This window comes from Bradyrhizobium sp. USDA 3256, assembly GCF_054058275.1.
Map to the genome: position 1 here is coordinate 3,120,803 of NZ_JBSSAE010000002.1, position 20,878 is coordinate 3,141,680.

Genomic DNA, 20,878 nt, shown 5'->3' on the forward strand with positions numbered 1-20,878 from the left:
TTGATCTCATATGCATCTGAAACCGCACCACAAACGACAACGCCCGCTGTGGAAGCGGGCGTTATCCGTTCAGCAGATGGCTTGCGGCCGATTAGCCGTTGTAGGTGCCGGCGGCAACGCGCGGAATGTCCGAGCGGTCGAGGCCGATATCGGCGAGTTCGCGATCGCTGAGCTGGGACAGTTCGCTGACATTGCGCTGATAATCCCGGAAAGCCTGGATCATGCGGATGAGCGAGAGCAACATGGTAGTCTCCTAGTAATTCAGATTCAGCTTTTCCAAAGCCTCATCGTTGAAGTGAATATAGATGATATAGTGCAGTGCGGTAGTTCCGATGTTGCGATGCAGCTAAGCTCAAAACGCATAGCGACGGTAAGTTCCGGTTAACCGTTTGGCGCATGGGGACAGGACCCGTGGACCAAAGTTCCATAGAATCGGGCGACGACGTCAAAATCTTCTTGAGATCAGTGAGTTAGAAGGGTGATAGCGCGCTGGATTACGCCGTCTACATGGTAATTACGGACCGTTCGGTCAAGGGATGACGCGCGGCTGACGCCGGATCACGGCGACGTGTTCCATGCGTGATTCGCATGCTGAATATTGCGGTATGAATGATTGAATATTCATAACATGACGATGTCGACACCTAGGTAAGCGTAGCGTCAATCAGTCGCATTGACCTCAGAGGTAATTCGGTCCTTCTCCCCGATCGGATTTTTGCCTGCCGCGCGAACGGTCTGCTGATTATCGGAAGCGCAGCTCGATTGAAGTGAATGCATCGAGCAAAGCTATTGCGGCGGCGCTTCCTTACCGACACGTAATCAAAACACTATGCAACGCATGCGCGATGCGCGCGCAGCGCTCATCACATTTGTATCGCGCGAAGTTCATTCTGAACGGTGTCGGGAACAGCGAATAATCGTTCCGCAGATTCCGCAATCACGCTGGGATCTGTCCAAGAAAAACAGATGGATCATCCCATGATTAAGACATTGATCGCAGCAGCCACCGTGGCTGCCGTTGCCTATGCTGTCGCTCCCGCTCAGGCCGCGCATCGTCATCACGCGGGCCTCGGCTGCAGCGGTGCCAATCTCGGCAAGACCGAAGCTGCAGTCGAAGCCATGGCTGACAATGAGGTCAAATTCGCGGCGGAGAAGGAAGTCTCGCTCGCCCAGGACGCGATGCTGAACAACAAGTGGGGCGCTTGCGGCGCGCATCTCAGCAAGGCTGCCGAAGCCAGCATGGCGAAGTAGGTTTTGATCATAGCGATAAGGGCCGATTGCCTGGGGCAGTCGGCCCTTTTTGATTCATCCGTAGCTGAACCAGCTTTGATCTAGTCAGAGCAGAAGGTTCGCCTCGCTGCGCCGCTCAAGCTGGTGTGAAAGCGCTACGGAGCCTTGGCGAGTTGGGTGGCGAAGTAGCCGATCGTCTTGGCGTATACCTCGCTCTTGTTCCACTGCTGGATCACCGCAAAATTCTCGCTGCCGGGCTCCCAGCCCTTGCCCTTCTTCCAGCCATAGCTCTTCAAATAGTTCGCCGTCGACGCCAGCACGTCGGGCACGTTGTGCAGGAGGTCGCGCTTGCCGTTGCCGTCGAAGTCGACCGCGAACTTGATGTAGGACGACGGCATGAATTGAGTCTGGCCGATCTCGCCGGCCCAGGCGCCGCGCATCTCCTGCGGCGGCAGATCGCCGCGCTCGACGATGCGCAAGGCGTCCGTCAACTCGGCCTTGAACATGTCGGAGCGGCGGCAATCATAGGCGAGCGTCGCCAGCGAACGTATGGTCGGAAACTTTCCGGTGTTGACGCCGAAATCGGTCTCCAGTCCCCAGATCGCGACGAGGATTTCGCCCGGTACGCCGTAGGCCTCCTCGATTCGCGACAGCACCGAGCCGTAGCGCTTCATCATGTCGGAGCCGCGATTGAGCCGCGGCGGCACCATGCGGCCCGAGAATTGCTCGAAGGTCTGGCTGAACACCTGCTGCGAGTGGTCGCGGGCGAGGATCGCCTTGTCCTGCGTGACGCCAGCCAGCCCGGCCTGGATCGCGTTCTGCGAAATGCCCTTCGTCGCAGCCTCTTTCTTGAAATCGTCGAGCCAGGATTCGAACGTGCCCGTGCCGCATTGAGCGGCCAGCGCCGATGCCGTCGAGGTCAGGAGCCACGCGCCGATGGCGAGCGTGCGAAAGCAAGAGCGAGAGGTCATAGGCAATTCACTCCGGAGTCTGCGATGTCGTCGATTGGTCGCGAAGGCGGCGGGTATGTTCGCGGCAACAGCGGCCAAAACAAGGCTCGTGACCGAGCCGTTTTTCTCAGGCCGCGCTGCAAATGCCACGCCAGTTTCACACCCATTTGACGATCCTGAACGACAAACCGCCGGCCGAACATATCGGCCGGCGGTTGCTTTGACGTTTACGAATCCGGGTTAGCGGCGCTTAGCCGCGATCGCTGCGCCGCCAAGGAAACAAATTGGCCGGGAAGTCCGCGGCGGGCTTGCGCTCGCGCGGTTCGGGGATCACCGGCCGCGCATTCGGATCCTTGACGATGACCTCGCGATAGAGATGCCAGGTGGCGTGACCGAGCAGCGGGATCACCACGGCAAGCCCGAGGAAGAACGGGATCGTGCCCAGCACCAGCAGCACCGCGACGATCAGGCCCCAGGCCGCCATCGGCACCGGGTTCTGTGCGACGGCGCGCATCGACGTCACCATGGCCTCGCCGGCGGTCGCCTGGCGGTCGAGCATCATGGGGAAGGCGATCACGCTGATGCAAAGCGCGACGAGCGCGAACAGGAAGCCGACGCTGCAGCCGACCACGATGAGCCACCAGCCTTGCTGGGTGGTCAGCACGCGCGCGGCAAAATCGGGAATGTTGGCCGCGGTCTCATAGCCGAACACCGCCGTGTAGATCGCCTGGGCGGTGGCGATCCAGGTCACGAACAGCGCGAACAGCAGCGTTCCGACCCCAAGCATCGCGCCGAATGACGGTGAGCGGAATACCTCCATGGCATCCCAGGCAGATGCTTCCCCGCCGTCCTCGCGGCGGCGGCTCATCTCGTAGAGGCCGATGGCGGCAAACGGGCCGAGTAGGGCAAAGCCCGCGGCCAGCGGAAACAGTAGGGGGAGCACGGAATAGCCGTGCACGGTGCGCGCAAGCACGAGGCCGAGCACAGGATAGATCAGGCAGAGGACGATGGCATGACTTGGCACCGCCTTGAAGTCTTCCCAGCCGAGACGCAGCGCATGATGCAAATCGGACAGGCCGATGGTGCGGATGACCGGCGCAGACGCGGCGCCTTGTCCGCTCTGCGTCATCGAACTGACATTGCCTTGGTATGATGTGGCCATGGTCGTTGTCTCCCTCTGCGCGGTCGCATCTGGCGCCCGGCACGCGGGCACAAACCTGCCGCCTCTCGAAGCGATCACGATCAAGCCAGACGCGAAAGACAGAGCAGGGAACTGGCCGTGTCGCGAACTGTGCAATGAGGCTACTCCCAAACTGCGCCAAAAGCACTCACGCTTAAGTGAATGTCGCATTGGCAAGCTATGGAGGGGGCGATAGACTTGAACTGCGACCTCGGTCAGGCGCCCCAAGGCCGTCTGGCCTTCACATCTCAACTCTCTTGGGAGCGAACGATGAGCATTTTCGGAAAAATCATGGGCGCGATCTTCGGCAGCAGCGCCACCGCTGCGCCCGCCGGCGGAACGGCCACAAGCGCAGCCCCCGCCGGTGGATCCGGCAGCGCATCGTCGTCTCCTGCCGCAGTGCCCGCCGGCGCGGCGCCGGCGCAGTCCGTTGACGTCGCCCCGATCCTCGACAAGGCGGTTGCCGCCAAGGGCGAGAAGCTCGAGTGGCGGACCTCGATCGTCGACCTGATGAAGGCGCTCGACATCGACTCCAGTCTGTCGGCCCGCAAGGAGCTCGCCAAGGAGCTCGGCTACACCGGCGACACCAGCGATTCCGCCAGCATGAACATCTGGCTGCACAAGCAGGTGATGACCAAGCTCGCGGCCAATGGCGGCAAGCTGCCCCCCGACATCAAGCACTGACGGGATCATCCTCCCGTGCATAGAAAGGGCCCGCGCCAACGCGGGCCCTTTTTTATCGATCGGCGAACATCTATAGGTCGGCCAACAACAACAAGGAGAACGCCCATGACTGATCTCGATCGCCGGACGATGCTTGCGACCGGCGCCCTCGCACTGGCCGGCGCCGCCGCGCAATCCGCGCCGGCCCATGCCGAGGCCACGCCGAAGGCGATGTTTCCGGTCGCCGCCGTGACGATCCCGATCGTCGGCGCCAGCGAGGTGTTCCAGGTTCGCCGCATCTACTGCATCGGCCGCAACTACGCCGCGCACGCCATCGAGCGCGGTTCGGATCCGACGCGCGAGCCGCCGTTCTTCTTCCAGAAGCCGACGGATGCGGTTCAGAATGTCGCGATCGGCACCGTCGCAGATCATCCCTATCCGTCGCTGACCAAGAACTATCACCACGAGGTCGAGCTGGTCGCCGCGCTGAAATCCGGCGGCACCAATATTCCGGCCGACAAGGCGCTCGATCATGTCTATGGCTACGCGCTCGGCCTCGACATGACGCGGCGCGATCTGCAGAACGGCATGGCCGCGGAGAAGAAGCCCTGGGAGATCGGCAAGAGCTTTGACCATGCCGCGGTGCTTGGGCCGATCCATCCGGCTGACAAGACCGGCCATTTCACGCAAGGGGCCATCTCGCTCGCGATCAACGGCACGGTGCGACAAAGCTCGGATCTGAAGAACATGATCTGGAGCGTCGCCGAGCAGATCGCAAAGCTGTCCGAGGCATTCGAGTTGAAGGCCGGCGACATCATTTATTCCGGTACGCCGGAGAACGTCGGTCCGGTGGTCAAGGGCGACGTGTTGCTGTGCAAGCTCGAAGGCCTGCCCGACATGTCGATCAAGATCGTCTGACGAACGCGGCGCAAAGCGTTTTCGAGCGAAGTGGATACCTGTTCGCGTAAAGAAGACGCGTCATAAGGAAAAGCTAGAGCCCGTTCCGATTCCATCGGAACGGAACGGGCTCTAGCCGGCAAGGTCCGCGTGTTCCGGATGCTTGTTGAGGTAATCCACCACAAAACCGCAGCCGGCGATCACCTTGCGGCCGTCGGCGCGGATCAGATCCAGCGCACCCTTGACCAGCTCCGATGCGATGCCGCGGCCGCGCAGGGCGCGCGGTGTCTCGGTATGGGTGATGATGACGGCCGCGGGCGTCCGCCGGTAGTTCGCAAAAGCGAGGCCGCCCTCGGTGTCGAGCTCGAAGCGGTTTTGGTCCCTGTTGTCGCGGACGGCGGCCATCGCAAAATCCCGGTTGATTCACAGGCCCTGATGTAAGCGTGTGAACCGGCCGGTGCAAAGCCGCGACCAACCCGCAAATTGGCATTTGTGGATTGACGATATGCGCATTTTGGCCTGTCTGACCGCCGTGTTGCTCGGCGCCGCCCTGACGCTTCCAGACCCGCCGCAAGCCGCTGCCACCGACGATCCGAGCTGGCAGACCTGCGTCGGCCTGACGACGGCACCCGGCGACCGCGTGGCTGCCTGCACCACGGTGATCGACGGCAAGGCCGAGGCCGGCAAGCGGCTGGCCGGGGCCTATTGCAATCGCGGCCATGGGCTGACGGAGAAGCGCGAGCTCGACGCTGCGCTCGCCGACCTCAACGAGGCCATCAAGCTCGATCCCGCCTATGCCTGCGCCTACACCAATCGCGGCCGCGTCTACGCCTTCAGGCGCGATCTCGATCATGCGATTGCCGATTACGACGAGGCGATCCGCATCGATCCGGCGTTCGCGCTGGCCTACAACAACCGCGGCGATGCCTGGCTCAACAAGGGCGATCTCGACCGCGCGCTGGCCGATCTCAGCCTCGCCATCAAATTCAATCCGCAACTCGCCACCGCCTACGGCAATCGCGGCTTCGTCTACCACCGCAAGCGCGATGCGGCGCATGCGATCGCCGACTTCACCACCGAGATCAAGCTCGAGCCCAACGTGCTCGCCTACATCAACCGCGGCAATGTCTATCGCGATACCGAGCAGCTCGATCGCGCCGCCGCCGACTATGGCGAGGCGGCGAGGATCGCGCCGACCGACGCGCGCGGCTGGCGCAACCGCGGCATGATCCGGCTCTTTCAGGGCGACAACAAGGGCGGGCTCGCCGATTACGACAAGGCGCTGCAATACGATCCCGCCGACGTCTATTCCTGGAACAATCGCGGCCAGGCCAAGCTACGGCTCGGCGACAAGAAGGGCGCGGCGGCCGATTTCCGCAAGGCGCTCGAGCTGCAGCCCGATCTCCAGAGCGCCAAGGGGGCACTGGCGCGGCTCGGCGGGGCGCGGTGACATCCTGCCGGCCACGGCTGCTCCCGCCGTGTCGCGCACACGCGGCACAGGCCTTGCGAATGGATGCAGTTCGATTAGGTTTGATGTCAGACATACGCCCCTGATGCGGCCGGATGGTCGTCTGGTACGGAGTGGCGGAGCCGGCCGCCGACGTATGCCTCTTGTCGGAGGAGGTTCGTCATGTCGGACAATCGTTTCTTCAACACACACCGTCCCTGGGAGGACTGGTTCGGCATGCTGCTCGGCGTGCTGATCATGGTCTCTCCCTGGTTTCCGATGCAGGTGAGCGGCGCCGTCGATATCGAGCGCAGCCACCTCGTCCTCAACAGCTTCATGGTCGGCATGCTGGTGCTCGGCATCGCCCAGCTCGAATATGTCGCGCTGCACCGCTGGGAGGAGGTGGCCAGCATCCTGCTCGGTCTCTGGCTGATGGCGTCGCCCATGGTCTTTGGTTACGCCGAGGACCACGCGCTGCAGTTCTGGCACATCCTGCTCGGCGCCCTGGTCGCCTTTATAGGCGCGTTGCAGCTGTGGCAGGACTGGAACCTGAGCGAGCAGGAACTCGCCAAGCACCCGCAGTAGCGGCCTGGGCAGAAAACAACGGGTTGACCGCCACCGGCGCGCGGAATCATCGGGCTGCGCCCGGCGGGCCTTGCCGAAGGCGGCGGCTTGGCGATAAACCGGGCGGTACCAATCCCTTGCGGCGCTTGAAGACGCCCGGTTCTGACCGAGGAAACACCCGATGACCGTCCTGACCTTGCCCTGTCTGTTGTGCGTATCGGCGGGGCGGCAATGAGCGGGACGGCTGCTGCCGCGCCGCGCGGCGGGATCGCGCGAGTATCGCGCCGGGTGATGAACCTCGCCTACATCCTGACCCAGAACGCCCGCCGCCACGGCGATCGCCCCGGCTTCGTCTGGAACGAGAAGGCCTGGTCGTGGCGCCATATCGACCAGAACGTCTCGGCGCTGGCGGCGGCATTGGCGGCGCGTGGCATCGTCAAGGGCGACCGCATCCTGGTGCATTCCAAGAACTGCGACGAGATGTTCTGGTCGATGTTCGCGGCCTTCCGGCTCGGCGCGGTCTGGGTGCCGACCAATTTCCGCCTGATGCCGGACGAGGTCGCTTATCTCGCGGTGGCTTCCGGCGCCAAGGCGTTTCTCTGCCACGCCGACTTCCCCGAGCATGCCAAGGCAGCAGCCAATCCCGCGCTCGAATTCGTCTGGCGGATTGGGGAGGAGGGCACGTTCGGCGAGGCGACCGTCGGCGACGTCATCGCCACGCACGCCGGCGCTGTGGCCGAGAACGTTGCCGTCGACTATGACGATCCCTGCTGGTTCTTCTTCACCTCCGGCACCACCGGCCGCTCCAAGGCCGCGGTCCTGACCCATGGCCAGATGGCCTTCATCATCACCAACCATCTCGCCGACTTGATGCCCGGCACCACGGAAGAGGACGCCTCGCTGGTGGTGGCGCCGCTGTCGCATGGCGCCGGCGTACATCAATTGGTGCAGACCGCGCGCGGCGTGCCGACCATCCTGCTGCCGTCGGAAAAGTTCGACATCGCCGAAGCCTTCCGGCTGATCGCCAAGCATCGCGTCAGCAACATGTTCACGGTGCCGACCATCCTGAAGATGATGGTCGAGCATCCCGCCGCCGACCAACACGACCACTCCTCGCTGCGCTACATCATCTACGCCGGCGCGCCGATGTATCGCGAGGACCAGAAGGCCGCGCTGAACAAGCTCGGCGGCGTGCTGGTGCAGTATTTCGGTCTCGGCGAGGTCACCGGCAACATCACCGTGCTGCCGCCCGGCCTGCACCATCCCGAGGACGGGCTGCATGCGCGGATCGGCACCTGCGGCTTCGAGCGCACCGGGATGCAGGTCTCGATCCAGGGCGACGATGGAAGCGAGCTGAAGGCGCACGAGACCGGCGAGATCTGCGTGATCGGTCCCGGCGTGTTCGCGGGCTACTACGACAACCCCGAGGCCAACGCGAAGGCGTTTCGCGACGGCTGGTTCCGCACCGGCGACCTCGGCCACATGGACGAGGAGGGCTTCGTCTACATCACCGGCCGCGCCTCCGACATGTACATCTCGGGCGGCTCCAACATCTATCCGCGCGAGATCGAGGAGAAGCTCCTGACCCATCCCGCAGTCGGCGAGGTCGCCGTGCTCGGCGTGCCCGATCCCTTCTGGGGCGAGGTCGGCGTCGCGGTCTGCGTCGCGCGCGAAGGCACCGAGGCGGTCGCGGAGGCGGAGCTTGCCGCCTATCTCGCGCCAAAAGTGCCGCGCTACAAGATGCCGAAACGCTTCTTCTTCTGGGAGGCGCTGCCGAAATCCGGCTACGGCAAGGTGCCGAAGCGGCTGATCCGCGACGAGCTCGAGGCGCGCGGGTTGCTCGAGGTGATCGCCAAATCGACGGGCGCGTGAGGCGATGCGCAGCATCGCCCAGCCTGGCGCTCCGCATCCAGAGCGCATCCAACGGGTCAGCGCGCGCGGCCGCGCCTTTTCATTCGTGCTCGAGGCCGGCATTCCCTTGCTCGAAGCCGTACGCCGCGGCTTTGCGGCGGAGGGTTTTTCCGGCGGCGTCCTCAGCGCGAAAAGCGGCGCGCTCGGGCCGTTCGCCTATGTGATGCCGGCGCTGTCGAAGGACGGCGTCAACGCCGCGTTCTACAGCGACACGTTCCGTCCCGACGGCGTGACGCGGCTCAAGCTGGCGGCGCTGACCTTCGGCGAACGTGACGGCGCGCCGTTCTTTCATTGCCACGGCCTGTGGACCGAAGCCGACGGCCGCTTCAACGGCGGCCACATGCTGCCGGACGAAACCATTGTCGCCGAGCCGTTCGAGGTGAACGCGTTCGGGATCGACGGCGCGACGTTCCTGGCTGAAGCGGACAGTGAGACCAATTTCAAGCTGTTCGGTCCCGTCGCCAGCGCGCCGCGTGGGGCCAGGACCACGAGCCATGTCTTCGTGCTGCGGCTGCGGCCGAACCAGGATTTTGCCTGCGCGCTGGAAGGCTTCTGCCGCCAGCACGGCATCCTGCGCGCGCGGCTGCATGGCGGCGTCGGCTCGACCATCGGTGCCGTCCTCACCGACGGCCACAGCGTGGTGCCGTTCGCGACCGAGCTCGCGGTGACCGCGGGCGAGATCGCACCGGACGCGGATGGCCGGCTGCATGCCGAGCTCGACGTCGCACTGGTCGACTATCTCGGCGGCATCGCCGAGGGACGTCTGGTGCGCGGCGACAATCCGGTGCTGATGACGATGGAGCTGGCGCTGGAGGTGCTTGAGGAGGCGGAGCAGCCGTAGGGGCACTGCACGCTCCATCCCCATCGTCGTCCCGGCGAAGGCCGGAGCCGATATCGCGCGGCGGCCTCCGCTGTCGTCCCTGCGAAAGCAGGGACCCATAACCACAGACGTTCGTTGTCGAAGCGAGCTGTGGTTCCAGCGTTATGCACTAATGACCTTCGGTGGTTATGGGTCCCGGCTCGCGCTTCGCTTGCCCGGGACGACACCTAATTTGTTGCGCGATCTGCGAGACACACATCCACTCGCGACATGAATTGTCCGAGGTTTGCTGCCTTCGCCGCCCTCTCTTGACCAGAGGGCGCGGGGGCCGCTCACCGCCGCTTGCGGACATCGATGTTGATGTCGAGGTCGATCTCGCTGACGCAGGTCTGCTCGGTGCGACGCGAGCCGCCCTCGTACCAAGCGCCGTTGCGCAGGCTGATGTCGCCGACGCGAGCGAGCCGCAGGCAGCGCCATTGCGGCAGTTGGCCCGAGCTCGAGCCGCCGAACTGCCAGGCCAGCACGACCTCTTCACCGCTCCTGTTGTGGCCGATGATGTGCGGGCAGAGTTCGCGCGGCCGGCCGTCATGGATGCAGACCGCTTGCTGTTCGTTGAGGATCGCCTTGCGGAAGAGGGCGTAAGCTTTGCTAGGCATGGGACATCCGGCCATCTAGGATTGCTGCGGGCTCCTATCATATAAACTGGGCCACCCGCCGTTGTTTCCCCGGATCCGCGCCGATGGCCAGAGGACGACACCGCCCGATCAACATGCCCGCGCCATATCTGAGGCGCGTCTGGCTCGATCCCAAGCGCATTCCCAATCGCAACGCATATCCGTTCGCGCTGCCGCTGCTGCGCGACGATTTCGAGCTCAGCTTCGACAAGGCAATCACCATCATTGTCGGCGAGAACGGTACCGGCAAGTCGACGCTGCTCGAGGGGATCGCCGTGATGGCCGGCTATGATGACGCCGGCGGCGGCAAGGGCTACCGTGCGGTCGATCACGGCGGTGCAGTGGAGAAAATGGGCGGCTCGCTTGCCGCGGCGCTTCGTGCGAGCTGGCTGCCCAAGATCACCAATGGCTGGTTCTTCCGCGCCGAGAGCTTCTTCTCGGTGGCGCGCTATGTGGACGCGGCAGCGCTGGACGTCAGAGACCTGCCGCCGAACTTCCTGTCGTATTCGCATGGCGAGGGCTTCTTGCGCTTCTTCGAGGAGCGCTGCCAGCGGCAAGGCATCTTCATCTTCGACGAACCGGAATCGGCGCTGTCGCCGTCGCGCCAGATCGAATTCCTCAAGCTGCTGCACCGGATGCACGGCACCGGCCACTGCCAGGTGATCATGGCCACGCATTCACCGGTCCTGATGGCCTATCCGAATGCGACGCTGCTGCGGCTGAGCAAATACGCGCTGGAGCCGGTGAGCCTGAGGGACACCGATCACTACCGGCTGATGCGCGAGTTCTGCGACGACCCGAAGAGGTTTGTCGAGGCGGCGATCGAGGAGTGAAACCCACCGCCCGGCTGACTTGCCTCCCGGCGAAGCCGCCGGCCGCGACTTCGCTCTGGTGCAAGAAGCCGGTCCCCGATCTAGTCTAGAACCCGGACCATAAACTGCGGCATGCGCCAGGCGGCGGATGGCCGGTACATATCGGGAGAGAACAAGGATGAGGCGAACGATCGCGCGAGCTGGCGTCGTGGTGGCGGCATTGGCTGTGTTAGGGGCCGCCTGGGCTCACGGGCCGACCCGCCAGAAGGTGCGGGAATCGATCGAGATCGACGCGCCGCAGGCCAAGGTGTGGGCGGTGATCGGCAATTTCCAGGACATGGGCTGGCTCGCCGGTGTCGCCAGGACCGAGGGCGAGAAAGGCAACGAGATCGGCGCCACGCGGCGGCTGACGTTGGGGCCCGGCGCCACCGTCGACGAGGAACTCTACAAATACGAACCCGAGATGATGAGCTATTCGTACCGGATCACGGCGGTCGACGTGAAGGTGCTGCCGGTCACCAACTATTCCTCGACGCTGACGGTGTCGCCGGCACCGGACGGCAAGTCGAAGCTGGAATGGGCCGGCGCGTTCTATCGCGGCTTTCCGAACAATGATCCGCCTCCGGAACTGAGCGACGAGGCCGCGGTGAAGGCGGTGAGCGGGCTCTACAAGGCCGGGCTCGAAGCGCTGAAGAAGAAGATCGAGAGCGGGACCTGAGCATGATCCGGAAAAGTGCGAAGCGATTTTCCGACAAGATCATGCTCAAAACAAGGAGCCAAAGCGCGATGACGGTTTGTCCCAATCTCATCGGGCTTTAGGCGTGCGCTCGATTGCGCTCGTCGCGCTGCTTGCCAGCCTCGGCGCCGCGCGTGTGCCGAGGAGGCGTTCGTCACCAACCAGCTCAGCGACGACCTCACAGTGGTCGATCTCGCGACCTCGAAGCCGGTTGCGACCATCGCGATCGGTGGCAAGCCCGCCGGCGTTGCCGTCAGCAATGACGGCCGCTTCGCCTACGTGACCAGTCCGGATGCCAAGGCGGTCACGGTGGTCGACGCGTCGGCGCGAAAGGTGGTGGGCCGGGTCGATGTCGGCGGCGGGCCGCTCGGCATCGCGGTCGCGCCCGATGGCGCGACGGTTTATGTCGCCGACTGGTACGCCGCCGCGGTGCGGATGATCGATGCCAGAGAGCGCCGTGTCGCCGCAAGTATCGCGGTCGGTGCATCGCCGTCCGGGCTGGCGGTGACGCCGGATGGGCTGCTGCTGCTGTCGGCGGATCGCGACGACGACAGCGTCTCCATCATCGACACCGCCTCGCGCGAGCGGAGAGGGATCGTGAAGGTCGGTACGAGGCCGTTTGGTGTCACCATCGACGCCGATGGCAAGCGCGCCTACACCGCCAATGTCGGCACCAACGACGTCTCGGTGATCGACATCGCGACCGCCCGCGAGGTCGGCCGCGTGCATGTCGGCCTGCGTCCCTACGCGGTGGCGCTGGCGCAGGGCCGCGGCTTCGTCACCGACCAGTATGACGGCAAGGTCAGCGTGTTCGACCTCGCGACCTTGCAGCCGGTGAAGCGCATCACCGTCGGCGATTACCCCGAAGGCATCGAGGCGACCGCCGACGGCAAGCGCATCCTGGTCGCGAACTGGGAGAGCAACACGCTGAGCGTGATCGACGCCGCCGAGCTGAAGGTGATCGGTGAGGTCAAGGTCGGCGACGGTCCGAGGGCGTTCGGGGCGTTCCTGAGGAGGACGGAGTAGGCGGAAGGTGAGTGGGGTGTCCCAAAATATCGAAAACAACCCCATGCAAAGGAGCAGGCTGCCGCCGACATTCGAAAAGCGACTTGACGCGTCGGGCAAATCAGCGATACGTTTTTATTATTCCGAAATTGTGCAAGCGTCCGCCGCCGCGCGATAGCCAATCGCTCCTCCGGCCTGTCGCCGAACCGCGCCCCATTGGCTCACCAGCGCGGCAGGCATATATTATCGGGCAATACGAGAAAACACAGGGAGGATGCCATGCATCATACCTTGGTGCCCAGTGACCGGGTCGAGCACGTCTGCGTCTTCGGGCGCGACGGCGCAAAGCTCGGGTCGATCGAGCGGCTGATGCTCGACAAGGTGAGCGGAACGGTGGCCTACGCCATCATCAGGACCGGCGGCGTGCTGAGTACCCACCACCACTATCCCGTCAAATGGACCGCGCTGCACTTCGATCCCGTGCGGCAGGCCTTCGAAGCCGAGGTGACGCTGGAGGATTTGCGCGCCGGGCCGTCCGAGTTCGACGGCGACGCATTCGACTGGGGCGATCGCTCGCAGTCGTATACGCACCCGAATTATTGGGCGGTGTAGGGCAGGCGAGGTGGTTGTTGTAGCCCGCCATGAGCGAAGCGACATGCGGGACCGCCGTTGGCGACTGCCAGAGCCCCCGGATATCGCTTCGCTCATCCGGGCTACTTGCTCCTGCGTTTCTGGTGGCTTTCATCAGCGCCGCATCATCGTCGCTTCGTCAAAGGCAGACCATGCCCCGGTTCAAGCCCGCCGGCTGGCCTTCCGTCATACCGCGACCTCACCGGCTTGGCCAGATTCCTTCGAGACGTTTTCGATGCGCAGGGCGAAGTTCGCTCCGACGCGCCGACGGAAATCCGGATCGGAGACTCGATCGTCCTGATCAGCGATGGCGGAGGCGTGTGCGAGGCGATGCCGGCCTTTCTCTACGTCTATGTTCAAGACGCGGACGAGACCTATCGTCGGGCGATCGCGGCAGCCGCTGAATCCATCGAGATACCCGTGGATACGCCCTACGGCGACAGACGCGCGACGGTCCGGGATGCCTGGGCAAACGTCTGGCAGATCGCCACATGCCGCAGTAATCAGTAGGATGGGTCGAGCGAAGCGATACCCATCATTCGGGCCGCGGGGGTGAGTTGTTGGGTTTCGCTTCGCTCGACCCAACCTACTTGCATGTTGCGGTAACTCGCACTGACGAGCGATGCCGCTACTCCGCCGCCTCGCTCGCTGAGCTCTTCCTCGGCTTGCTGTTCGCCTTCTTCAGCACCGGGGCCAAAAACTTCCCGGTGTAACTGCGCGGTGCCTTGACGATGTCCTCCGGCGGGCCCCAGGCGACGATCTCGCCGCCGCCGTCGCCGCCTTCGGGGCCGAGGTCGATGACCCAGTCGGCGGTCTTGATGACCTCGAGATTGTGCTCGATCACCACGACCGTGTTGCCCTGGGCGACCAGCTCGTGCAGCACCTCGAGCAGTTTTGCGACGTCGTGGAAGTGCAGGCCGGTGGTCGGCTCGTCCAGGATGTAGAGCGTGCGGCCGGTTGCGCGCTTTGACAGCTCCTTGGCCAGCTTGACGCGCTGGGCTTCGCCGCCCGACAGCGTCGTCGCCTGCTGGCCGACATGGATGTAGTCGAGGCCGACCCGGTGCAGGGTCTGGAAGGTCTCGCGCACGCGCGGCACCGCCTTGAAGAACTCGGCGGCTTCCTCGACCGTCATGTCGAGCACGTCGGCGATGCTCTTGCCCTTGAACAGCACCTCCAGCGTCTCGCGGTTGTAGCGCTTGCCTTTGCAGGTGTCGCAGGTGACGTAGACGTCGGGCAGGAAGTGCATCTCGATCTTGATGACGCCGTCGCCCTGGCAGGCCTCGCAGCGGCCGCCCTTGACGTTGAAGGAGAAGCGCCCGGGCTCGTAGCCGCGCGCCTTGGCCTCGGGCAGGCCGGCGAACCATTCGCGGATCGGCGTGAAGGCGCCGGTATAGGTCGCGGGGTTCGAGCGCGGGGTGCGGCCGATCGGCGACTGGTCGATGTCGATGATCTTGTCGATGTGCTCGAGGCCCTCGATGCGGTCGTGCGGCGCCGCGCCCTCGCTGGCATTGTTCAGCTTGCGGGCGATGGCGCGGTACAGCGTGTCGATCAGCAGCGTCGACTTGCCGCCGCCCGAGACGCCGGTGACGCAGGTGAACAGGCCGAGCGGAATCTCGGCCGAGACGTTCTTGAGGTTATTGCCGCGGGCGTTGACGACCTTGATGGTGCGCCGGTGGTTCGGCGGCCGCCGGTCGGGGACCGGCACCGAAAGCTCGCCGGTCAGATATTTGCCGGTCAGCGATTTCGGGTTGCGCATGATCTGGTCGGGCGTGCCCTCGGCGACGATGTGACCGCCATGCATGCCGGCGCCGGGGCCGATGTCGAGCACGTAATCGGCGAGGCGGATCGCGTCCTCGTCATGCTCGACCACGACCACGGTGTTGCCGAGGTCGCGCAGTCTCTTGAGCGTGTCGAGCAGGCGGGCATTGTCGCGCTGGTGCAGGCCGATCGACGGCTCGTCCAGCACGTAGAGCACGCCGGTGAGGCCTGAGCCGATCTGCGAGGCGAGGCGGATGCGCTGGCTCTCGCCGCCGGACAGCGTGCCGGAGGAGCGCGACAGCGTCAGGTAGTTCAGGCCGACGTCGAGCAGGAAGGTCAGGCGCTCGCGGATCTCCTTGAGGATGCGCGTCGCGATCTCGTTCTGCTGCGCATTGAGCGCTTCCGGCACCGTCTCGAACCATTCGCCGGCGCGCTTCACCGAGAGCTCCGAGATCTCGCCGATATGCTTGCCGCCGATCTTGACGCACAGCGCCTCCGGCTTCAGCCGGTGGCCGTTGCAGCCTTCGCAGGGCACGTCGGAGAAATACTTGCCGAGCTCCTCGCGCGCCCACTCGCTCTCGGTCTCGCGGTAGCGGCGGTCGATGTTGGTGACGACGCCCTCGAACGGCTTCTTGGTGTCGTAGGAGCGGACGCCGTCCTCATAGGAGAACTTGATCTCGTCGTCGCCGGAGCCGTGCAGCAGCGCGTTCTGGACCTTCTTGGTGAGGTCCTTCCACTTGGTGTCGAGCGTGAACTTGTAGTGTTTGCCGAGGGCGGTCAGGGTCTGGATGTAATAGGGCGAGGACGATTTCGCCCAGGGCGCGATCGCGCCCTTGCGCAGGGTCAGCTCCTTGTCGGGGATGACCAGGTCCTCGTCGATATGCTGCTCGACGCCGAGGCCGCCGCAGGCCGGGCACGCGCCATAGGGGTTGTTGAACGAGAACAGCCGCGGCTCGATCTCGGGGATCGTGAAGCCGGACACCGGGCAGGCGAATTTTTCCGAGAACAGGATGCGCTCCGGCCCGCTCTTGTCGTGGATTTTTGCCGTTTTCTTCTTGTCTTCCTTTTCACCCGCGGCCGCCGCCGGTGCGTCGGCATACTCGATCACGGCGAGGCCTTCGGCGAGCTTCAGCGCGGTCTCGAAGCTTTCCGCGAGGCGCTGGGCGAGGTCGGGGCGTACCACGATGCGGTCGACCACGACATCGATGTCGTGCGGGAATTTCTTGTCGAGCGCGGGCGCCTCCGACAGCTCATAGAAGGTGCCGTCGATCTTGACGCGCTGAAAGCCCTTCTTGAGATACTCGGCGAGCTCCTTCTTGTACTCGCCCTTGCGGCCGCGCACGACCGGCGCCAGCAGATAGAGACGGGTGCCCTCGGGGAGCGCCAGCACGCGATCGACCATCTGCGAGACGATCTGGCTCTCGATCGGCAGCCCCGTGGCCGGCGAATAGGGCACGCCGACGCGCGCCCAGAGCAGGCGCATGTAGTCGTAGATCTCGGTGACCGTGCCGACGGTCGAGCGCGGGTTCTTCGACGTGGTCTTCTGCTCGATCGAGATCGCCGGCGACAGGCCGTCGATCTGGTCGACATCAGGCTTCTGCATCATCTCGAGGAATTGGCGCGCATAGGCCGACAGCGACTCGACGTAGCGGCGCTGCCCCTCGGCATAGATGGTGTCGAACGCGAGCGAGGATTTGCCGGAGCCGGACAGGCCGGTGAACACCACGAGCTTGTCGCGGGGAATCTCGACGTCGATGTTCTTCAGATTGTGTTCGCGCGCGCCACGGATTGTGATGGCGCGCGATGAGGAGCCGGCGTTCTGTTGGCGCTTCGCCTTGAGCACTTCATCCATTGCGACAGTTCCGGGCGCATGCTTGGGCGCCTTTTGGGCGCGCATCGCCGGTGATGCCGGGACCTTGCGCCGATGGGGTGTGAAGACTGGAACGTAGGAAGAACGGCCGACAATTTCCAGTGCTGAATAGCGTCCATCAACGGATAGTTTGCCTGATGGCAGCAGCCGTCAGCAGCGCCGGTTCCCTGACGCAAAAAGGCCGGCGCGAGGCCGGCCTTTCGGTGCGATCCGACCGCCGACGGCGGTCAGCAATTCGTTCAATACTTGTCTTAGTACTTGGCGACGATCGGGCCGCCGAAGTGATAGTTCACGCCGAACTGGGCGCTGTGCAGCTCGAGCGTACCGGACGGCACGCCGAAATAGGTCTCGCTGTCGAGGCTGCGATACAGGTATTCGCCCTTGATCGACCACTGCGGCGCGATGAACGCTTCGACGCCGGCGCCGACGGTCCAGCCGGAGTGGAAGTTGCTCTGCGAGGCGGTCACGCCGAGCGCGGTGACGCTGACCTCGTTGTTGGCCCAGGCGTAGCCGCCGGTGCCGTAGAACAGCACCTTGTCGACGGCGAAGCCGAGGCGACCGCGCACGGTGCCGAGCGAGTCGATCTTGCTGCGGGCGGTGACGCCGAGCGTCGAGACCGATGCGTCGATGTCAGCGCCTGCAGCGTCGACCTCGAGGCCGTACACGATGTTGCCGGCCTGCCAGTTGTAGCCGATGGTGCCGCCGCCGAAGCCGCCCTCCATGCTCGGGGTGCCGGAGTTCTCGCTGGCGTAGCCGCCGAAGCCGCCGACGTAGAAGCCGGTCCAGTTGTAGATCGCCGCCGGCGGCGGAGCCTTCACGTAAGGCGCGCGTGCCGCCATGTCGGCAGCCATCGCCGGTGCAAAAGCGCTCAGTGCAAACATGCCGGCCGAGGCCAGCAAAACATTCCTGATTTTCAAAGTCCGAGTCCCGTTTTTCTTGCTCATTTTCTTGTTGTCCCTTCAAAGATTTTGAAGAGAGCGTCACAGCAGTGTCGCGTGACGTGCTGGTGCTTCTACAGAGAAATGCCGGAACGTGTGTATCCACGAAACCACAACGCACCGAAAACGGCCCCGGTGAGGTGCGCGTGTACACGCAACGAAAAAGCCGGCGCACAAACCAGCACAAACAAAAAGGCCGGCGCGAGGCCGGCCCTTCGTCTGGATCAAATCGGCCTGGCGCGATCAGTAGCGCGCGACGACCGGGCCACCCCACTTGTAGTTCACGCGGACGGTGACGAGGTCGACGTCCTGGCGATCGCGGATGGTGCTGTTCAGCGTGCCGTTGGGGGCGATCAGGTTGTAGGTCTTGTCCTGCATGAACAGGTGGTCGTATTCGATGCCTGCGGTCCAGTTCGGCGCGAAGCCGACTTCGATGCCGGCGCCGACGGTGCCGCCCCAGCGGGTGTCGCTGGCGCTGCCGACCAGCACGCCGGTCGGGGTGAAGTAGGTGTTGAAGCGGTTGTCGGTCAGCGCCGCGCCGCCCTTGGCGTAGAGCAGCACGTTGTTGATGGCGTAACCGATCTGGCCGGTGAACAGGCCGAATGCGTCGATCTTGGACTGGTTGGTGAACAGGCCCGGGAAGATCGCGCTGCCGTTGCTGCCCTTCAGGTCAGCCCAGTCGCCCTGCGCTTCAAGGCCGAACACCCAGGTGCCGGCCTGCCAGCGATAGCCGATCTGGCCACCGGCGACGCCGCCGGTTGCGTCATGGCAACCGTCCGAGGCGAGGAAGATGCCGGCCGGGAGCTGGTCCCAGCAATTGTGGCTCGAGCCCCAGCCGCCGTTGGCGCCGATGTAGAAACCGGTCCAGTCATAGATCGGTGCAACCACCGGCGGCGGCGCCTTGGTGTAGGGGCGCGCAGCGAGGTCGGCGGCCGCTGCAGGCGCAGCAAACGCAATCAGAGCAACCGTACCGAGCAAAAACTTCTTCATTATCAGTCCCCCAACTCCCCGATCGGCTTCCAAACGGTCCCGAAGCACGATCCCAGACGCGAGCGCCCGCGCCACGGTTGGAGCTATACGCTGATTCAACCGGAAACGCAGTCTCCCAAATGCAACACTCGCGGAGGAAGTGTCGATAAGGCAAGATACTGATTTCTTTATTATTTTTCTAAATCTTGTTGCCGGGCGTCGGCCGGTGCCGAGATCGACTGCCGCTCCGACGGCACTGGCCACTTCTACGGTTGGTTGTGGCGAACAAAACTGGAACGGCGCCGGATCCGATGCTATATCTCGAATATCGTGGATAACCGGCGCGACGGCAAAGGCGGCGAGCCGGCACCGGCGTATAGGGTCATCCACGACGCCTGCGATGTAAGTGGCGAAGGTTGAGAGTGGCGACCGATGTCCGGACGCCCGGTTTTTGAGTGGAGATGATGCGATGGCAGGAAGCGTGAACAAGGTGATCCTGGTGGGCAACCTCGGCAAGGATCCGGAAATCCGGCGGACGCAGGACGGCCGTCCGATCGCAAACCTTTCCATCGCTACCTCGGAAACCTGGCGCGACAAGGGCACCGGCGAGCGCAAGGAAAAGACCGAGTGGCACCGCGTCGTGATCTTCAACGAGGGCCTCTGCAAGGTCGCCGAGCAGTATCTGAAGAAGGGCGCCAAGGTGTACATCGAGGGTCAGCTGCAGACCCGCAAATGGACCGACCAGAGCGGCGTCGAGAAGTACTCGACCGAAGTCGTGCTGCAGGGCTTCAACTCCAACCTCACCATGCTCGACGGGCGTGGCGGTGGAGGCAGCAGCTTCTCCGATGATGGCGGCAGCGATTTCGGCTCGGCCGGACCGGTCAGTTCGGCACCGCGCCGTGCAGTCGCCGCGGGTGGCGGCAGCCGCAACAGCGACATGGACGACGACATCCCGTTCTGATGAGCGGTCGCGCTTCCGTCGATTCCGTCAGGCGCCGTTCCGTGAAGATCATTCTCCGGAGGGGCGTCCCGATTGCGGGTAGGGCTGTCTTCGTGTGGGTTATGAGGATAACCTTGCACTCGGCTGATCTCATTTGAGCATTGACAGGGAACCGTTGCGGTTCCACGGGACTTTGACACATCTCGATGTGAATGATATTTACATTGGTCTGCGGCGAGTGGAATGCCGCGAGCTTCACTCGAGGGCCGCCACCATGAGCCTCGCGCCATTGCTCGACGCCGCGCCTGCGATCCCGCTCCACGCCTTTGCCGCGATGGCCGCCTTCGTGCTCGGCTCCATCCAGCTCGCCGCCCCCAAGGGCACGCTGCCGCACCGGACCCTCGGCTGGATCTGGGTGATCCTGATGCTGGTGGTCGCCGGAAGCTCGTTCTGGATCCATCAGATCCAACTGGTCGGTCCCTGGAGCCCGATCCACCTGCTGTCGATCTTCTCGCTCGCCATGCTGGCGCTCGGCGTGACGGCCGCACGGAGCCACAATGTCCGCCGCCACAGGTTCACGATGATCGGCATCTTCTTCGGCGCACTGCTCGTCGCCGGGCTGTTCACCTTCATGCCCGGGCGGATCATGCACGCGGTGGTTTTCGGCCACTGACGGGAGAGGCGAGTAGCGAATGGCGGATAGCGATAGGGGATTTTTCCATTGGCTATTCGCCCTTCGCTACACGCTTCGCGACCAAGCAGCCGGAACCTCGGCGCTCCACCCGTAAGTGCATGAAAAAACGAACGGAAAAACGGCTTGCCGGAGCCGCGCAAGGGTGGTTATCAGGCCCCTGATGGGCTATATGATTCCCCAGTAGAACCGA

General features: G+C 64.0%; 22 protein-coding genes. 14 read left to right on the top strand and 8 right to left on the bottom strand.

Annotated elements, in window-relative coordinates; all coding sequences use genetic code 11:
• Positions 1 to 91 precede the first annotated feature (91 nt).
• Positions 92 to 244 (bottom strand): DUF1127 domain-containing protein, encoded by a 153-nt coding sequence (locus ACVWY5_RS16270; protein ID WP_016846063.1) that lies wholly within the window; start codon positions 242 to 244, stop codon positions 92 to 94.
• 722 nt (positions 245 to 966) lie between these two features.
• Between ACVWY5_RS16270 and ACVWY5_RS16275 the strand changes: the two genes are divergently transcribed.
• Positions 967 to 1,251 (top strand): hypothetical protein, encoded by a 285-nt coding sequence (locus tag ACVWY5_RS16275; RefSeq protein WP_028332121.1) that lies wholly within the window; start codon positions 967 to 969, stop codon positions 1,249 to 1,251.
• Positions 1,252 to 1,385: 134 nt separating this feature from the next.
• On the opposite strand, the gene ACVWY5_RS16280 is transcribed toward ACVWY5_RS16275, so the two are convergent.
• A complete protein-coding gene (locus ACVWY5_RS16280) occupies positions 1,386 to 2,201 on the bottom strand; it encodes a lytic murein transglycosylase (protein WP_028332120.1) in 816 nt (271 codons plus the stop codon).
• Between the two features lie 229 nt (positions 2,202 to 2,430).
• Positions 2,431 to 3,342, bottom strand: coding sequence for a DUF2189 domain-containing protein (locus ACVWY5_RS16285; protein WP_028332119.1), 912 nt, complete (start codon positions 3,340 to 3,342; stop codon positions 2,431 to 2,433).
• Positions 3,343 to 3,630: 288 nt separating this feature from the next.
• On the opposite strand from ACVWY5_RS16285, the gene ACVWY5_RS16290 reads away from it, so the two are divergent.
• Positions 3,631 to 4,044 carry a DUF3597 domain-containing protein gene (locus ACVWY5_RS16290; protein ID WP_028332118.1) on the top strand — a complete coding sequence of 138 codons (414 nt, stop codon included), beginning with the start codon at positions 3,631 to 3,633 and terminating at the stop codon, positions 4,042 to 4,044.
• A 105-nt stretch (positions 4,045 to 4,149) separates the two neighbouring features.
• Positions 4,150 to 4,941 carry a fumarylacetoacetate hydrolase family protein gene (locus tag ACVWY5_RS16295; protein ID WP_028332117.1) on the top strand — a complete coding sequence of 264 codons (792 nt, stop codon included), beginning with the start codon at positions 4,150 to 4,152 and terminating at the stop codon, positions 4,939 to 4,941.
• 111 nt (positions 4,942 to 5,052) lie between these two features.
• Here ACVWY5_RS16295 and ACVWY5_RS16300 read toward each other — a convergent pair whose 3' ends face one another.
• On the bottom strand, positions 5,053 to 5,325 hold the full coding sequence (locus ACVWY5_RS16300) for a GNAT family N-acetyltransferase (protein WP_028332116.1): 273 nt from the start codon (positions 5,323 to 5,325) through the stop codon (positions 5,053 to 5,055).
• 100 nt (positions 5,326 to 5,425) lie between these two features.
• Between ACVWY5_RS16300 and ACVWY5_RS16305 the strand changes: the two genes are divergently transcribed.
• From ACVWY5_RS16305 to ACVWY5_RS16320, 4 genes are all read left to right on the top strand, one after another.
• A complete protein-coding gene (locus tag ACVWY5_RS16305; protein WP_028332115.1) occupies positions 5,426 to 6,370 on the top strand; it encodes a tetratricopeptide repeat protein in 945 nt (314 codons plus the stop codon).
• A gap of 180 nt (positions 6,371 to 6,550) precedes the next feature.
• Positions 6,551 to 6,952, top strand: coding sequence for an SPW repeat protein (locus ACVWY5_RS16310; RefSeq protein ID WP_028332114.1), 402 nt, complete (start codon positions 6,551 to 6,553; stop codon positions 6,950 to 6,952).
• 210 nt (positions 6,953 to 7,162) lie between these two features.
• A complete protein-coding gene (locus tag ACVWY5_RS16315) occupies positions 7,163 to 8,803 on the top strand; it encodes an acyl-CoA synthetase (RefSeq protein WP_051376000.1) in 1,641 nt (546 codons plus the stop codon).
• 4 nt (positions 8,804 to 8,807) lie between these two features.
• Positions 8,808 to 9,683: a PCC domain-containing protein gene (locus ACVWY5_RS16320; protein WP_028332112.1), complete on the top strand. Its 876-nt coding sequence runs from the start codon at positions 8,808 to 8,810 to the stop codon at positions 9,681 to 9,683.
• Between the two features lie 311 nt (positions 9,684 to 9,994).
• On the opposite strand, the gene ACVWY5_RS16325 is transcribed toward ACVWY5_RS16320, so the two are convergent.
• Positions 9,995 to 10,318 (bottom strand): hypothetical protein, encoded by a 324-nt coding sequence (locus ACVWY5_RS16325; protein WP_038377162.1) that lies wholly within the window; start codon positions 10,316 to 10,318, stop codon positions 9,995 to 9,997.
• A gap of 83 nt (positions 10,319 to 10,401) precedes the next feature.
• Here ACVWY5_RS16325 and ACVWY5_RS16330 point away from each other — a divergent pair, with 83 nt between their 5' ends.
• The 5 genes from ACVWY5_RS16330 to ACVWY5_RS16350 all read left to right on the top strand — a co-directional run bounded on the left by ACVWY5_RS16330 (position 10,402) and on the right by ACVWY5_RS16350 (position 14,029).
• Positions 10,402 to 11,169 carry an AAA family ATPase gene (locus ACVWY5_RS16330; protein ID WP_028332110.1) on the top strand — a complete coding sequence of 256 codons (768 nt, stop codon included), beginning with the start codon at positions 10,402 to 10,404 and terminating at the stop codon, positions 11,167 to 11,169.
• Positions 11,170 to 11,326: 157 nt separating this feature from the next.
• Positions 11,327 to 11,866 carry an SRPBCC family protein gene (locus ACVWY5_RS16335; RefSeq protein WP_028332109.1) on the top strand — a complete coding sequence of 180 codons (540 nt, stop codon included), beginning with the start codon at positions 11,327 to 11,329 and terminating at the stop codon, positions 11,864 to 11,866.
• Between the two features lie 84 nt (positions 11,867 to 11,950).
• The gene (locus tag ACVWY5_RS16340; RefSeq protein ID WP_456671774.1) at positions 11,951 to 12,910 is read left to right on the top strand and encodes a YVTN family beta-propeller repeat protein; all 960 of its coding nucleotides are present in this window, start codon (positions 11,951 to 11,953) and stop codon (positions 12,908 to 12,910) included.
• A 258-nt stretch (positions 12,911 to 13,168) separates the two neighbouring features.
• Positions 13,169 to 13,501 carry a PRC-barrel domain-containing protein gene (locus ACVWY5_RS16345; protein ID WP_028332108.1) on the top strand — a complete coding sequence of 111 codons (333 nt, stop codon included), beginning with the start codon at positions 13,169 to 13,171 and terminating at the stop codon, positions 13,499 to 13,501.
• Positions 13,502 to 13,726: 225 nt separating this feature from the next.
• Positions 13,727 to 14,029 carry a VOC family protein gene (locus ACVWY5_RS16350; protein WP_028332107.1) on the top strand — a complete coding sequence of 101 codons (303 nt, stop codon included), beginning with the start codon at positions 13,727 to 13,729 and terminating at the stop codon, positions 14,027 to 14,029.
• A gap of 118 nt (positions 14,030 to 14,147) precedes the next feature.
• Here the strand turns inward: ACVWY5_RS16350 and uvrA are convergent, their stop codons facing one another.
• The 3 genes from uvrA to ACVWY5_RS16365 form a co-directional block, all read right to left on the bottom strand.
• Entirely contained in the window at positions 14,148 to 17,129 is a 2,982-nt protein-coding gene (gene uvrA, locus ACVWY5_RS16355) for an excinuclease ABC subunit UvrA (protein ID WP_028332106.1), read from the bottom strand.
• A 269-nt stretch (positions 17,130 to 17,398) separates the two neighbouring features.
• Complete coding sequence (locus ACVWY5_RS16360) at positions 17,399 to 18,058, bottom strand: outer membrane protein (protein ID WP_028332105.1); 660 nt, start codon at positions 18,056 to 18,058, stop codon at positions 17,399 to 17,401.
• Positions 18,059 to 18,328: 270 nt separating this feature from the next.
• Entirely contained in the window at positions 18,329 to 19,075 is a 747-nt protein-coding gene (locus ACVWY5_RS16365; RefSeq protein WP_028332104.1) for an outer membrane protein, read from the bottom strand.
• Between the two features lie 448 nt (positions 19,076 to 19,523).
• On the opposite strand from ACVWY5_RS16365, the gene ACVWY5_RS16370 reads away from it, so the two are divergent.
• Positions 19,524 to 20,015 (top strand): single-stranded DNA-binding protein, encoded by a 492-nt coding sequence (locus ACVWY5_RS16370; protein WP_028332103.1) that lies wholly within the window; start codon positions 19,524 to 19,526, stop codon positions 20,013 to 20,015.
• Between the two features lie 253 nt (positions 20,016 to 20,268).
• Positions 20,269 to 20,667 (top strand): DUF2306 domain-containing protein, encoded by a 399-nt coding sequence (locus ACVWY5_RS16375; RefSeq protein WP_028332102.1) that lies wholly within the window; start codon positions 20,269 to 20,271, stop codon positions 20,665 to 20,667.
• The last annotated feature ends 211 nt before the right edge of the window (positions 20,668 to 20,878 follow it).